Genomic DNA, 13776 nt, shown 5'->3' with positions numbered 1-13776 from the left:
CCGGGTCAGGCAGCAGCGTCGTGAGGATTGGGCGTGGGGAGATGCGCCGCTTGCGGCACTTCGATCACGCGTTGCACGAAAATACCGGGCGTGACGATTTCTTCCGGATCGAGGCCGCCGAGCGGCACCACTTCCGACACCTGCACGATTGCGGTCTTCGCGGCGCTCGCCATGATCGGCCCGAAGTTACGCGCGGTCTTGCGATAGATCAGGTTGCCCCAGCGGTCGCCCTTGTACGCCTTGATCAGCGCGAAGTCCGCATGCAGCGGCGACTCGAGCACGTAGTGACGGCCGTCGATCAGGCGGGTTTCCTTGCCTTCGGCGAGCTTGGTGCCGTACGCGGTCGGCGTGAAGAAGCCGCCGATGCCCGCGCCCGCCGCGCGGATGCGCTCGGCGAGATTGCCTTGCGGCACGAGTTCCAGTTCGATTTCGCCGGCGCGATAGAGCGCGTCGAAGACATACGAGTCGGTCTGGCGCGGGAACGAGCAGATGATCTTGCGCACGCGCTTGGCCTTCAGCAGCGCCGCGAGGCCGATGTCGCCGTTACCTGCGTTGTTGTTGACGATGGTCAGGTTGCGCGCGCCCTGTTCGATCAGCGCGTCGATCAGTTCGGACGGCATGCCGGCCGTGCCGAAGCCGCCGATCATGACGGTCGCGCCGTCGTGGACATCGGCGACCGCCGATTGAAGTGTCTCGAAAATCTTGTTGATCATGTCGAATTTCCTTTGGGGGCGCTACGCGCCGCTGGGCTGACAGCCCTCACCGACCAGGCTCGCGGCAAAGCTCGCGCGGAAACAGTCTCCGGGCATGCTGGCGACGGCTCGCGAGGGGGAGAGCGGGCTGGCGCCTTCGATTGATTCGCCGCTGAATTTTGTTCGTTACATGAACAGTGATTCGTTTAGCGAACGCTCCGGCGATTATGGTTGTCCTGTGGGCGGATTGTCAAGGCAGGGAAACCCCCTTCATCATAGGTCGCCGCTCGCGGCGTCGAAGGCGCGGGTTGTCCTTGCCCGGCGCTCGTCTTGCGCGCGAAAAAGCCGGCCGCGCAAAATCCCACTATGCTTATGGGCGATTTTTCAACTAGGCTCTATAGCGATACGGCATAGGCACCCCCTTGCCTCGCCCGGCCCGCGAGCCATAACTAGTATGTCCGAGACACATCTGGATCTGAATCTGATCCCCTATCTGGTTGCGATGGAAGACACGCGCAATGTGAGCCGCGCCGCCGAGCAGCTCGGCGTGAGCCAGCCGCGCGTGAGCACCGCGCTTGGCCGTCTGCGCGAATACTTCGACGATCCGCTGTTCGTGCGCACATCGAAAGGCATGGAGCCGACACCGCGCGCGCTCGCGATCCTGCCCGCCGCGCGCGACGCGCTGCTGCGCATCGAGAAAGGCATGCTCGACGTGCAGGACTTCGATCCGGCGACGAGCACGCACACGTTCTCGATCGCGCTGTCCGACGTCGGCGAGATCGTGTTTCTGCCGCGTCTTTTGCAGTTGTTCGCCGAGCGCGCGCCGTCGGCGAATCTGCGCTCCGTGACGCTGTCGCCGTCGCAGGTGGAGCGCGGGCTCGAATCGGGCGACGTCGATCTCGCCGTCGGCTATTTTCCGGACCTGGCGGGCAACAACTTCTTTCAGCAGCGACTCTTCACCCACCGCTTCATCTGCCTGATGCGCAGCGGACATCCACTGTCGAAGGGGCCGCTCACGCTCGAGCAATATGTGGCCTCGGGGCACGCGGTGGTGCGCGCCGAGGGACGCAGCCAGGAAGTGCTCGAGCAGTACCTCGAAAAGAAGCGCATCAAGCGGCGCGCGGTGCTCGAAACGCCGCACTTCATGAGCCTGCCTTTCATCCTCGCGCGCACCGATCTGCTCGCGACCGTACCGCACGCGATCGGCTTCGCGTACGTGTCGGAGCATGCGTCGATCATGCTCGTCGAGCCGCCGCTGCCGTTGCCGCGCTTCGACCTGCGGCAGCACTGGCATCGCAAGTTTCATAACGATCCGCGCCTCAGCTGGCTGCGCGGCGTGGTCGCCGAACTGTTCAACGATGCGATGGACGAATGGCCGAAGTAGCCGCTCGAGGCAAGTCCGCGACCGCCCGGGCAGCGAAAGGGGCATCGGCACCTTCGGGCGCAAAACATGGAACAATGACCTCAGTTACTGACCCCGCGCGCAGCGCAGCATCGACACGCGATCCAGGAGGACGACGCATGACCAGCAGCAAGGCAAAGAAAACCAAACCCGCAGCGGCCGTCGAACGCCCGAGCCGCGAAGAAGCTGAGGCAGCGGTGCGCGTGCTGCTGCGCTGGGCCGGCGACGATCCACAGCGCGAAGGCCTGATCGACACGCCGGCGCGGGTGACGCGCGCTTACGACGAATTCTTCGCGGGCTATCAGGTCGATCCGCGCGAAATCCTCGCGCGTACCTTCTCCGAAGTGGACGGCTACGACGAAATGATCGTGCTGAAGGACATCCGCTTCGAAAGCTACTGCGAGCACCATATGGTGCCGATCATCGGACGCGCGCACGTCGCGTATCTGCCGAATCATCGCGTGGTCGGCATTTCGAAGCTCGCGCGTCTAGTCGATGCGTTCGCGAAGCGGCTGCAGATCCAGGAAAAGATGACGGTGCAGATCGCCGATACGCTGAACGACGTGCTGCAACCGGCCGGCGTCGGCGTAATTCTCGAAGCCGCGCATCAGTGCATGTCGACGCGTGGCGTGCATAAAGCGGGCGTCACGATGGTCACCTCGCGCATGCTCGGCACGTTCCGCACCGATCCGTCGACCCGGCGGGAGTTTCTGGCGATCGTCGGGAATCCGGGCGTGGTGGCCATGCCGAATGCCTGATGCGGTGAACCCAGGGGCTGTTTGGGGTTCGCTGACGATGCAGCCCCCGCCCCTGCGAATCTTGGGTGCGGCCCCGCGCGCACTCTCTTCACGCTCACCGGCAACGTCGTGGTGGGCCGGTGGGGTTGACAGTTAGTTGCGTCTCATCGATCACCCGCCCAATCCACCCCCTCCCCACGCGCACCGCGCACCGCCCACAAGCCATCGCCTATGCTGAAATTCAAGGTGCGCATGCCAGCCCACCAGCAGCAACAGGAGCGGCTCAATTGGTCGAGTTTCCGTTGTCGGCGATTTCAACCTGGGGCAGCGCGATCGTGTTCGTCAACGTCCTGCTGACGCGCCTCGGCGTACCGATTCCGGCCGTGCCGCTGCTGCTGTTCGCGGGCTCGGCGATCGCCGCGGGCACCCTGTCGTTCTGGCCGACTCTCGGCGCGGCGGTGCTAGGCGCCTTGATGGGCGACGGCACCTGGTTCGCGGCCGGCCGGCTGTATGGGCGCAAGCTGCTCGCATGGCTCGGCCGCCTGTCGCCCGTCGTCGATACGAGGCTCGAAATGGCGCGCTCGCTATTCGAACGCTATGGCATGCCGCTCGTGTCGATTTCGAAGTTCGTGCCTGGGCTCGGCCTGATCACGCCGCCGTTGATGGGCACGACCGCCGTCGACATCCGCATCTACGCACTATGGGATCTGGCCAGTGTGATCGCATGGGCGACTTTCTGGCTGCTTGGCGGCGCGGCGGTGGAGCGCGAGGTGCATATGTTGCGCGCATTCGTCGAACGGCGCGGCGGCACACTCGCCGACATCCTTCTTGTGGTGGCGCTGTTCTATCTGCTCTACCGGCTGTATCTGCGATATGACGAACAACGTCGGTTCAGGCGAGCCGCGTCGGCCCCGGCCACGCCGATGCTGGCCGCGCCGACGCACGCGTCACCGGCGAGCGACGCATCGAGACTGCCGTGGAGCTGGCGGCACTCCGGTCGCCTGAGCCGCACGGCGCCGTCCCGCGTGCTCGATGCGCGGCCCGGCGCACCACTGCTCGATCTGCGAGGCCAGATCCCCGACGCGCTCGCGCTCGATCCTCACTCGCCCGAACTGATCGACGGTGCACTGCGCACGCACGACGTGGTCATCTATTGCATCTGTCCGGACAGCGCGACCGCGCTCGAAGTCTCGCAACATATGCGCCGCAACGGCTACACGCGGATTCGCGCACTACGTGGCGGGCTCGACGCATGGCGGCGGCGCGGCTTCCCGGTGGGCTCGCTGGCTTACGCGGACGGTATGGCGGCCGATCAGCCACGCCCGGCGTGGCGGGGCGGAACTGCAGCTGCAGTGACGTTGCGCGGTTTCGCGCCGCGCAGCGTGGAGCGCGCCTGAATCGCGCTGCGTCGCGGCCATTTGGGCCGAGCGAGCGCTCACGCTCACGTGAACGGATACCTGGCGTCAGAGCGCCGCGCCCGTACTCGACGCCCCCTGCACCGCCGAATACTCGTCCCACTGCGCCGACCGGGTGCGATTGCGCCCTTCGTTCTTCGCCACATAGAGCTGCGCGTCAGCGACGGCCAGCAGCTCGGCTCCGTTGGCGAAATCCGTGGCGCCCGGCAGCGCCGTGGCGCAGCCGACGCTTACCGTCACCGCCTGCGGCGCATCGTGTCCACGCACGATGACGCGGTTTTCCACCTTGCGTCGAATTTGCTCCGCGACCGTGAACGCGCCCCGCGCGGAGGTATCCGGCAGCACCACCGCGAACTCTTCGCCGCCGTAGCGCGCGACCAGATCGACCGAGCGCCGCGCCACGGACGCGATGCAATCCGCCACCGCGACCAATACTTCGTCGCCGCTCTCATGGCCGTAGGTGTCGTTGAAACGCTTGAAGTGATCGATATCGATGAACAGCACCGACAGCGGCTTGTCGTCGCGCCGCGCGCGCTTCCATTCGTCGTCGAGCCGCTTGTCGAGCACGCGGCGATTGCTGAGCCCGGTCAGCGAATCGGTCGAGGCGAGACGCAGCAGCGCGGCCTGCGCGCGCTGCTTGTCGCGCAGCGCGAACGCGAGCAGCCACGACACGACCACGAACACCGCACCGAACCCGATGGTCAGCGCAGCCGCCACGTGGCTGCGATGCTGCCACGGCGCGAGCACGTCGTCGACGGCGGGCGCGATCGCCACGATCAGCGGCGTGCCGGGTACGTGCGCGTACGTAACGATGCGCCGCACACCGTCGACCGGCGAGACCGATACGTAGGTGCCGGAGTCGTGCGCGGTCATCGGTACGAAGGTCGGCGACTTTGCGACGCTCGCGCCGATATCGCGCCCGTCGACCGGCTTGCGCGCGAGCAGCGTGCCGTCCGCCATCACGATGGAAACCGAACCCTCTTCGCCGGTGTCGATCCGGTCCAGCAGGTGCTGGAAGTACTCGATGCGAATCGCGAGCAGAGCGATGCCGGCGAAGTTGCCCTGCGCATCGTCGATGCGCCGCGTCAGCGCGATCGACGGCATGCCGCCGCGCAGCCGCGACATGAACGGATGCGAGAAATACAGGCCTGCCGCCGGGTTGCGCAGCTGCACCTGAAAGTATTCGCGGTCGTCGAGATGGACGGTGGTGTTGGCGTCGTCGTACTGCGCGGCGGCCACTTCACCGTCGGCGCCGACGACATACGCACCGCCCAGAAAGGCGGCGGTGGTCGCGCGATCGAACAGCCTCGCCTGGCGTGCCGGGACCGGCAGGGTCCAGGTGTCCGGACTGCGCGCGGCATCCACCATCGATTGCAACGACAGATTATAGATTTCGACGTTGCGCGCGAGATCCGCGGAAATGATCGACACGAGGTTTTGCGAGGTCTGGCGCGCATGATCGAGCATTTCGCGGCGGCCTTCGCCGACTTCCACCGCAGTGAGGATCGACATCGCCAACGCGACGAGCGTGCCGGCGACGCCCGCCACCCACGGGCGGTTGCCCACATAGCGGGTCATCCCGGCTCGAACGGCATGCAACGCCAGGCGCAACCGATGACGCAGCGAAAGCCCATGCTGTGCCACGCTCCTCGCCTCCTTTCGCGGACGATTCTTTCGGACCAGTAGCGCGGTGCGCCGTGCAATTTTGGCTGCGGGTGCTCCGTGCCAGCGAGACCAGAGCGCTCGCTCAGCCCAGTAGCTCCGACGCCGCGCGCAAGCGGCGTTTGCGTTTCCTGTCGAGCCAGGCCAACGCGGCTTCGATGTGGTTCGCGTCGGCAAGCGACGCCGCATTGTCGCGCAACAGCGCTTCGCTGGCGACGGTATCGTTGAGCAACCCGAAGCGCTTCTGAAGCTTTTTCAGCCGCTTGAGCGTGCGCTTATGGCTGATTTTAAGCGCCGGCCCGAAAAACTCGAACAGATAGCGCAGTTTCTTGCCCGCTTTTCTGACATCGTGGAAGGCCGCGTAATTCGAGCGTTTTGCATGGCGCGCGCGTTTGATGCGTTTTTTCAACGAGCGCTCCGACGCCCGAATGCGCCGAGCGGCAAATTTGCGCAACGCAATATCGGCATCGTGCGTGGCGTGCAGTTCCCCGGAAGTGGTGGCCAGCGCATCGCGCAACAGATGTTTGACGTCGGCATTCAACAACGTCTCGCGGCTGGTCGCCAGCGTGTCGCGGCGCGTCTGCTCGAGCTTCGGCATCAACGCTCGTGCGTCGCCGCCTTCCTGCTTGAGCAACTCGATCAGGATGTCCCAATCGCGCGTTTTACCCGCCGCGGTGGCAAGGAACTTATAGACGGCGCGCTGGCGAGAATTTTCGCCCTTGTCGAGCAGCGGTGCGAACGCCCACCACAACGAACGCAAACGCCGCAGTGACACACGCAGTTTGTGCAGCGCTTCGGGTGACGGGTCGTCGTGTATGCCTTTGGCGAGTCTGACCGCCTCATCGACCAGTGGCGCGGCGTAGGAAGTAAAGGCCCGCTGCGCCGATTCTTCGGGTACCGGCTCGTTGGCTGTTTCACTGTCTTGCTTCATCGATGCTCCCGGAAACGTGACCGTATTTCCAACGTAGCAAAATCGATGCTCACGAGGGATTCACCGCGCAAATCGGCGGGTTTCCCAGTTACGCGGTGGCGTGTCGTGTCGGCAGCGCCTATGCTCGACCGATGGGGCCGCTTATCGCGCGGTCCGGCGAATGCTCCGGCTTGACGATGCAGTGTGTGGCGCGGCAAATGCCGCAAACAGACCAGAGGAGGATGTATGCGAATACTCGTTGTCGGTGCGACCGGCCTGCTCGGCTCGCACATCGTGAAGCTGCTGGCCACCGAGCATGAAGTGGTCGGCGCAAGCCGCAAGGGCTCCGACCTGCACGTCGATCTGTCCGACAAACGCAGCATCGAAGCGATGTATGCGCAAGCCGGCAGCTTCGACGCGATCATCTGCGCGGCCGGCTCCGCGAAATTCGCGCCGCTCGCGGCGCTTGGCGACGAAGACTTTTCTTTTAGTCTTGCCAACAAACTGATGGGGCAGGTCAATGTTGTGCGCTGCGGCGTGGACCATGTGTCGCAAGGCGGCTCGTTCACACTGACGAGCGGCGTGCTCGCGCAACAGCCGATGGAAGGCAGCGCCGCGGTCAGCATCGTCAATGCGGGCGTCGAGGCGTTCGCGCGCTCGGCCGCGCTCGAGTTGCGCGGCAAAGCCCGCGTCAATGTGGTGAGCCCGGGGTGGGTCGCCGAAACGCTCGAATCGATGGGCCGAGATCCGTCGCAAGGGATACCGGGGGAAATCGTCGCACAAGCCTATAAACGCACCCTCGGTGGCAGCGCAAGCGGCGAAGTCGTCAGCGCATCGTAGGCGCGACTGCGGTGCGTCCACTGCCTGGTTTTATTCATCACTTGCTTAGTCCAGTGCGCGGCGGCACAAGCCGCGCCGCGACCATTTTTTAACCCCCATTGCCGTCACGCAGTTGTCATCATTGCGACACGCAGCGAAAGCAGCATCGAATACTCTGCGACCACATTTTTGGGGCTCACGCCATGCCGGAACTTTCGTATCCGCAACCAGGCGCCGCCAGCGGCAAGGGCCGTAGCGCAGGCCTGGTGATTTTCGCCGGCCTGCTCATTGCGGGCGTCGTGTACTGCGGTGTTCATCTGATAGACGATCTGCAGCCCGTGCGCGAAAGCTCGGTGCTGCCCTATCTGTTGCTCGGCGTCGCGCTGCTGATCGCGCTCGGTTTCGAGTTCGTCAACGGCTTTCACGATACGGCCAATGCGGTCGCCACCGTCATCTATACCCACTCGCTGACACCGAATATCGCGGTCGTCTGGTCCGGCGCATGGAATTTTCTCGGTGTGCTGTTGTCTAGCGGTGCGGTCGCCTTCGGCGTGCTGCAACTGCTGCCTGTCGAGCTGATCCTGCAGGTCGGCAGCAGCGCCGGGTTCTCGATGGTATTCGCGCTGCTGATCGCCGCGATCATCTGGAACCTCGGCACGTGGTCGCTGGGCCTGCCGTCTTCGAGCTCGCACACGCTGATCGGCTCGATCATCGGCGTAGGCCTGATGAATCAGATGATGCACGGTGCGAATGGCACCAGCGGCGTCGATTGGACTCAGGCGCTCGGCGTCGGCAAGTCGCTGCTGTTTTCGCCGATCGTGGGCTTTCTGCTCGCGGGCTTGCTGCTGCTGATCCTGAAGGCCGTCGTGCGGGTGCCCGCGCTGTATGCCGAGCCGAAAGGCAAGGAGCCGCCGCCGTTCTGGATTCGCTGCCTGCTGATTCTGACCTGCACGGGCGTGTCGTTCGCGCACGGCTCGAACGATGGCCAGAAAGGCATGGGCCTGATCATGCTGATCCTGATCGGTACGGTGCCCACTGCGTACGCACTGAATCGAGCGGTCACGCCGGAGCAAACGCAGAACTTCGTCGCGGTCGCGCATCAAACCGCGGCGACGCTAGCGCGCTACACGCAGGGCGCGGCGCCTTCCGCGGATCCGCGCGCCGACGTCGAGGCCTTCGTGCGCACCCGTCAGTTGACACCCGCGACGCTGCCGGCGCTGCGGCAATTGACCGAGCAGATCGGCCGCCAGGTCGGCGAATTTGGCTCGATGGCCGCGCTGCCGCAAGGCATCGTCGATAACGTGCGCAACAACATGTATGTCACGTCCGAGGCGATCCGTCTGATGCAGAAGGCCAATCAGCCGCAGTTCTCGCCCGAGGACGCGAAGGTCATCGCCAACTTCAGAACGCAGATCGATCACGCGACCAAGTTCATTCCGCCGTGGGTCAAGGTGGCGGTCGCGATCGCGCTGGGTCTCGGCACGATGGTCGGCTGGAAGCGCATCGTCGTCACGGTGGGCGAGAAGATCGGCAAACAGCATCTGACGTACGGCCAGGGCGCGTCGGCAGAACTCGTCGCGATGGTCACGATCGGTGCCGCCGACGTCTACGGTCTGCCGGTGTCGACGACCCACGTGCTCTCTTCCGGCGTGGCCGGCACGATGGCGGCCAACGGCTCGGGCCTGCAATGGGCCACCGTGCGCAGCCTGATCCTCGCATGGGTGCTGACGCTGCCCGCGTCGATCGCGCTCGCGGGCGGGTTGTACTGGGTGTTCCGTTCGGTGTTCTGAGTTCGCCGATCTGGCGGAACCCATCCAGCACGGAAAAAAGCGCGGTACCTTCTATACGTACCGCGCTTTTTCGTTGGCCCGCTAGTCCATACGATCCGCTTTTTAGTACACCTCGGGCACGATCATCGCGTCGGGCACCGGCTGGCGGCTATAGTCTTCGTGATAGACGCGCGACGGCAATTCGATGTGCGGGTGCTCGATCTCGTGATATGGCACCTGGCTCAGCAGATGGTGAATGCAGTTCAGGCGCGCGCGCTTCTTGTCGACGGCCTGCACGACCCACCACGGCGCCTCGGGGATATGCGAGCGCTGCAGCATCACTTCTTTCGCCTGCGTATACGCTTCCCAGCGGCGCCGGCTTTCCAGATCCATCGGACTCAGCTTCCACTGCTTCAGCGGATCGTGAATGCGGTTCTGGAAGCGCAGTTCCTGCTCTTCGTCGGTGATCGAGAACCAGTACTTGAGGATCTGCACGCCGCTGCGCACCAGCATCTTTTCGAACTCCGGCACCGAGCGGAAAAACTCTTCGTATTCCTCGTCGGTGCAGAAGTTCATCACGCGCTCGACGCCCGCGCGGTTGTACCAGCTGCGATCGAATAGCACCATCTCGCCGCCCGCCGGCAGATGCGATACATAGCGCTGAAAATACCATTGCGTGCGCTCGCGATTATTCGGCGCGGGCAATGCTGCCACGCGGCACACGCGCGGATTGAGGCGCTGCGTGATGCGCTTGATCGCGCCGCCCTTGCCCGCCGCATCGCGCCCCTCGAAGATCACGACGAGCCGATGTCCGGTCGCGACGATCCAGTCCTGCAGCTTGACCAGTTCCCCCTGCAGCCGGAACAGTTCACGGAAGTACTGCCTGCGCGCCTCGCGATGCTCGGGCGTAAATCCGGCCGGCCCGTCGATGATGCGGTCGTCGACCTCCATTTCGAGTTCTTCGTCGTAGGCATCGATGAGGTCTTCCTCGAAACGGCGTTGCCGCTCCGCCATCAATTCGAAATCGGGTCTCGGGTCCGGCTCTTTCATTGCGGCTCTCCTCGCAACAGGAATGGGATGGCGCGCGGCGGCTAGCGCGACGCGGTCGCGTTCGATTATCGAAGCGCGAGGTGTCAGCCGTGTTACCGCGTGGGCGGCCGCTGCGGATGCGTGGAAACACCCATGATAGCGAGTTTTGCCTGGGCTGCTTCCGCTAGTGCAGCGGCCGCGCGAAGCTCAATTCGTGGCCGTCCGGATCGGTGATATGAAAATAGCGCTCGCCCCACGGTGCATCCGCCGGCGCGAGCGACGGCTGCAAGCCCGCGGCCAGCGCCTTGGCATAGATCGCGTCGACGTCCGACACGTAGATGATCACGCGCCCCCACCAGTTGACCGGCGCGCGCGCATCGGCGATCAGGTTCAGATACGAGCTGCCGAACGCGAACGACGTGAAGGCCTCGCGCGGACCGCCGTATTTGAGCGGGAAGCCGAGCGCTTCGTAGAAGGCGACGGCGCGCTGCATGTCGCTGGTGGCGAGCGTGATTGCGCTCAGAGACTCGATGCGTGGTTCCGGCTGCGGAGGTTGCGGCGCTGAAGGGGTAGATGCGGACATGAAGGGGGTCTCCGTGGCGCGAGCGAGCGAGCGAGCGGCGAGCGACGGCCCGCCCCGGAAAGTGTCTCACACGCGCTGGCCGCCAGTGCGGCACTCCGGACGACCCCGGGCGCCCCGCCCCAGACGCCCTTGAAAACCCGCGCGACGCCCCGCATCTCGCAGCCCGTCTATCCGGAGCATCGTTATGGGAAGCCGTCCACGCTTCATCGATGACCTGTCGAGCGCCGCATCCGACGCCCCCGGGCCCCAATCCACCGAGCTTTTGACCGCCGACGACGACGCACTGCTCGACGCCTACTCCCGCACCGTGATCGGCGCACTGGAGCGCGTGCAGCAGGCGGTCGCGTTTATCGCCGTCGAGCGCCGGCTGCCCGGCGACGCGTCCGCGCATGGTCGCGGCGCGCGCGGCGGCACCGGCTCGGGCTTTCTGTTCACGCCCGACGGCTACCTGTTGACCAATAGCCACGTCGTGCATGGCGCGACGCATATCCAGGTGACGCTGGCCGACGGCGCGAAGTTCGACGCCGATCTGGTCGGCGACGATCCAGGCAGCGATCTCGCGGTGCTGCGCATCGGTTCGCCGGAGCCGCTGCCGCATGTCGAACTCGGCGAATCGTCGAAGCTGCGCGTCGGGCAGATCGCCATTGCGGTCGGCAACCCGCTCGGGCTGCAGCAGACCGTGACGACCGGCGTCGTTTCGGCGCTGGGCCGGTCGCTGCGCTCGAACTCCGGCCGCATGATCTACGACGTGATCCAGACCGACGCGGCGTTGAATCCGGGCAACTCGGGCGGACCGCTGATCAATTCGGCGGGTCAGGTGATCGGCGTGAATACCGCGATCATTCCTGGCGCGCAGGCCATCTGTTTCGCGACCGCGATCGATACCGCGAAGTGGGTCATCATGCAGATCTTCGCGCATGGCCGCGTGCGACGCGCGTATATCGGCGTGGCCGGCACGACGACGCCGCTGTCGCGGCGTGTGCAGCGCTACTTTGGCCTCGGCACGCAAAGCGGCGTGCACGTCATGGAGATCGTCAAAGGCAGTCCGGCCGCGCTCGGCGGCTTGCGCACCGACGACACGATCGTCGCGATCGACATGCAGCCCGTGCAGGATGTGGATGGTCTGCAACGCACGCTCGATGCTTCGCGTATCGACAAGCCGGTCAGCGTGACGGTGTTGCGCGGCGCGCAGCGGCTGGAGTTGACGGTGACGCCAGTTGAGCAGGCGGGGTAAGAAGACTGCGCCCGTATCTTGACTTACGCGCGCCCGCGGCTGCCGCGCGCGATCTCATCACCCGCGTCTCGCGGCAGCCGGCGGGTAATCGGAATCGACAGGCACGAGAACAGACCGACGACCAGAAACGCCGGCCAGAAATCGGAGAACACGATGTTCGGATGCCCTTGCAGACGATGCGAAATCAGCAGCACGATGCCCGAGATCGTCACGCCGAGGCCCAGCGACATCTGCTGGATCACGCTCGCAACACTCGTTGCGCGGCCGACGTCGCTGCTCGGAATATCCGCGTAGGCCAGCGTATTGAGCGACGTGAATTGCAGCGAGGGAAAGAAGCCGCCCACCAGCACGATGCACCAGATCACCCAATGCGGCGTGCCGGGAAAGAACAACCCGTACACGGCGATCGCAAGACCCGCGCACCCGGCGTTGACCATCAGCACCGTACGAAAGCCAAAGCGTTCGAGAATGCGCGACGCCACCGTCTTCATGAAGATCGAGCCGAACGCGGACGCGCAGGTGATCGCGCCGGCTCTGAACGCGGTCATGCCGAGCCCTTCCTGCAACGCGAGCGGCAACAGGAACGGCACCGCGCCAAGACCGATACGAAACAGCGAACCGCCGATCACGCTCGCATGAAAACTCGGAATGCGCAGCAAACGCAGATCGAGCACCGGCAACGCGACGCGGCTTGCGTACAGCACATAAACCAGCAGCAGCACGATGCCGGTCACGCACATGCCGACCGATTCTCCCGTCGACACCAGTTCGCCGCCGACGAGCGAGAGCCCGAGCATGAACAACGACGCGCCACTTGCCGACAGCACGAAGCCAAGCCAGTCGAGCGGGCCTGGATGCGGCTCGCGCGTGTTGGCGATGTACTTGTTGGTGAGCCAGATGCCGAGCAGACCGATCGGAACATTGATCACGAAGATCAGACGCCAGTGCAGATAGGTCGTGATAAAGCCGCCGAGCGGCGGCCCGACCACCGGCCCGAGCAACGCCGGCACCGTTAGATAGTTCATCGCGCGAATGAACTCCGACTTCGGCAGCGAACGGAAGATGATGATGCGCCCCACCGGCACCATCAGCGCGCCGCCGATGCCCTGCACGAAGCGCGCAAGTACGAAGGTATCGAGCGAAGTGGAGGCCGCGCACAGCAGCGAGCCCGCCATGAAGATGCCGATCGCGGTTCGGAACACGGTGCGCGAACCGAAGCGGTCGGCGACCCAGCCGCAGATCGGGATAAAAACGCCGAGGCCGATCACATACGCGGTAACCGCAAGCTTCAGCGTGATCGGATCATGACCGAGGTCGCGCGCCAGAACCGGCAGCGACGTCACGATGACCGTGCCGTCCACGTTTTCCATGAACATCGCGCACGCGACGATCAGCGGAACGATGAAAGCGCCTAAAGCGAGCAGCATTGTCATGGCGACGGGCGGCCCGCCATCAATGGAAAGTGCCGATTATGGCATTGCGGCGGCAACAAATGTTGTCGCGCGAGGGGTTTTGCCGCGCGCC

The 13776-nt window shown here is 64.7% G+C and carries 12 protein-coding genes; 6 read left to right on the top strand and 6 right to left on the bottom strand.

The window, feature by feature from the left end:
• Positions 1–5 precede the first annotated feature (5 nt).
• Entirely contained in the window at positions 6–713 is a 708-nt protein-coding gene (locus AB3X94_RS26435; RefSeq protein ID WP_176106678.1) for a 3-oxoacid CoA-transferase subunit A, read from the bottom strand.
• 433 nt (positions 714–1146) lie between these two features.
• On the opposite strand from AB3X94_RS26435, the gene AB3X94_RS26430 reads away from it, so the two are divergent.
• The 3 genes from AB3X94_RS26430 to AB3X94_RS26420 all read left to right on the top strand — a co-directional run bounded on the left by AB3X94_RS26430 (position 1147) and on the right by AB3X94_RS26420 (position 4228).
• The gene (locus tag AB3X94_RS26430) at positions 1147–2076 is read left to right on the top strand and encodes a LysR family transcriptional regulator (protein ID WP_013092343.1); all 930 of its coding nucleotides are present in this window, start codon (positions 1147–1149) and stop codon (positions 2074–2076) included.
• Positions 2077–2213: 137 nt separating this feature from the next.
• Positions 2214–2852: a GTP cyclohydrolase I FolE gene (gene folE, locus AB3X94_RS26425; protein ID WP_176106679.1), complete on the top strand. Its 639-nt coding sequence runs from the start codon at positions 2214–2216 to the stop codon at positions 2850–2852.
• Between the two features lie 266 nt (positions 2853–3118).
• Positions 3119–4228, top strand: a complete 1110-nt coding sequence (locus AB3X94_RS26420; protein ID WP_368613148.1) for a VTT domain-containing protein — start codon at positions 3119–3121, stop codon at positions 4226–4228.
• 66 nt (positions 4229–4294) lie between these two features.
• Here AB3X94_RS26420 and AB3X94_RS26415 read toward each other — a convergent pair whose 3' ends face one another.
• Entirely contained in the window at positions 4295–5824 is a 1530-nt protein-coding gene (locus tag AB3X94_RS26415) for a diguanylate cyclase (protein ID WP_368613147.1), read from the bottom strand.
• A 169-nt stretch (positions 5825–5993) separates the two neighbouring features.
• Entirely contained in the window at positions 5994–6839 is an 846-nt protein-coding gene (locus AB3X94_RS26410) for a CHAD domain-containing protein (RefSeq protein ID WP_176106682.1), read from the bottom strand.
• 225 nt (positions 6840–7064) lie between these two features.
• Between AB3X94_RS26410 and AB3X94_RS26405 the strand changes: the two genes are divergently transcribed.
• A complete protein-coding gene (locus tag AB3X94_RS26405; RefSeq protein WP_368613146.1) occupies positions 7065–7658 on the top strand; it encodes a short chain dehydrogenase in 594 nt (197 codons plus the stop codon).
• Between the two features lie 182 nt (positions 7659–7840).
• On the top strand, positions 7841–9427 hold the full coding sequence (locus tag AB3X94_RS26400; RefSeq protein ID WP_368613145.1) for an inorganic phosphate transporter: 1587 nt from the start codon (positions 7841–7843) through the stop codon (positions 9425–9427).
• A 102-nt stretch (positions 9428–9529) separates the two neighbouring features.
• Here AB3X94_RS26400 and ppk2 read toward each other — a convergent pair whose 3' ends face one another.
• Both ppk2 and AB3X94_RS26390 read right to left on the bottom strand, forming a co-directional pair.
• Positions 9530–10456, bottom strand: coding sequence for a polyphosphate kinase 2 (ppk2, locus tag AB3X94_RS26395; protein WP_176106684.1), 927 nt, complete (start codon positions 10454–10456; stop codon positions 9530–9532).
• A 163-nt stretch (positions 10457–10619) separates the two neighbouring features.
• Entirely contained in the window at positions 10620–11018 is a 399-nt protein-coding gene (locus tag AB3X94_RS26390; protein ID WP_176106685.1) for a glyoxalase/bleomycin resistance/extradiol dioxygenase family protein, read from the bottom strand.
• A 184-nt stretch (positions 11019–11202) separates the two neighbouring features.
• On the opposite strand from AB3X94_RS26390, the gene AB3X94_RS26385 reads away from it, so the two are divergent.
• Positions 11203–12252, top strand: a complete 1050-nt coding sequence (locus AB3X94_RS26385; RefSeq protein ID WP_176106686.1) for a S1C family serine protease — start codon at positions 11203–11205, stop codon at positions 12250–12252.
• A 23-nt stretch (positions 12253–12275) separates the two neighbouring features.
• Here the strand turns inward: AB3X94_RS26385 and AB3X94_RS26380 are convergent, their stop codons facing one another.
• Positions 12276–13679 (bottom strand): MFS transporter, encoded by a 1404-nt coding sequence (locus AB3X94_RS26380; protein ID WP_368613144.1) that lies wholly within the window; start codon positions 13677–13679, stop codon positions 12276–12278.
• Positions 13680–13776 lie beyond the last annotated feature (97 nt).

Origin of the sequence: Paraburkholderia sp. BR10923 (assembly GCF_040948765.1) — a bacterium.
Classification (GTDB): domain Bacteria; phylum Pseudomonadota; class Gammaproteobacteria; order Burkholderiales; family Burkholderiaceae; genus Paraburkholderia; species Paraburkholderia youngii.
Note: the sequence above shows the minus strand (reverse complement) of the source record. Positions and strands in the feature narration are given on the sequence as shown.

Coding starts and splice junctions, on each gene's coding strand:
- AB3X94_RS26435 (WP_176106678.1), bottom strand. CDS start 713: ATGATCAACAAGATTTTCGAGACACTTCAATCGGCGGTCGCCGATGTC.
- AB3X94_RS26430 (WP_013092343.1), top strand. CDS start 1,147: ATGTCCGAGACACATCTGGATCTGAATCTGATCCCCTATCTGGTTGCG.
- folE (WP_176106679.1), top strand. CDS start 2,214: ATGACCAGCAGCAAGGCAAAGAAAACCAAACCCGCAGCGGCCGTCGAA.
- AB3X94_RS26415 (WP_368613147.1), bottom strand. CDS start 5,824: ATGACCCGCTATGTGGGCAACCGCCCGTGGGTGGCGGGCGTCGCCGGC.
- AB3X94_RS26410 (WP_176106682.1), bottom strand. CDS start 6,839: ATGAAGCAAGACAGTGAAACAGCCAACGAGCCGGTACCCGAAGAATCG.
- AB3X94_RS26405 (WP_368613146.1), top strand. CDS start 7,065: ATGCGAATACTCGTTGTCGGTGCGACCGGCCTGCTCGGCTCGCACATC.
- AB3X94_RS26400 (WP_368613145.1), top strand. CDS start 7,841: ATGCCGGAACTTTCGTATCCGCAACCAGGCGCCGCCAGCGGCAAGGGC.
- ppk2 (WP_176106684.1), bottom strand. CDS start 10,456: ATGAAAGAGCCGGACCCGAGACCCGATTTCGAATTGATGGCGGAGCGG.
- AB3X94_RS26390 (WP_176106685.1), bottom strand. CDS start 11,018: ATGTCCGCATCTACCCCTTCAGCGCCGCAACCTCCGCAGCCGGAACCA.
- AB3X94_RS26385 (WP_176106686.1), top strand. CDS start 11,203: ATGGGAAGCCGTCCACGCTTCATCGATGACCTGTCGAGCGCCGCATCC.
- AB3X94_RS26380 (WP_368613144.1), bottom strand. CDS start 13,679: ATGCTGCTCGCTTTAGGCGCTTTCATCGTTCCGCTGATCGTCGCGTGC.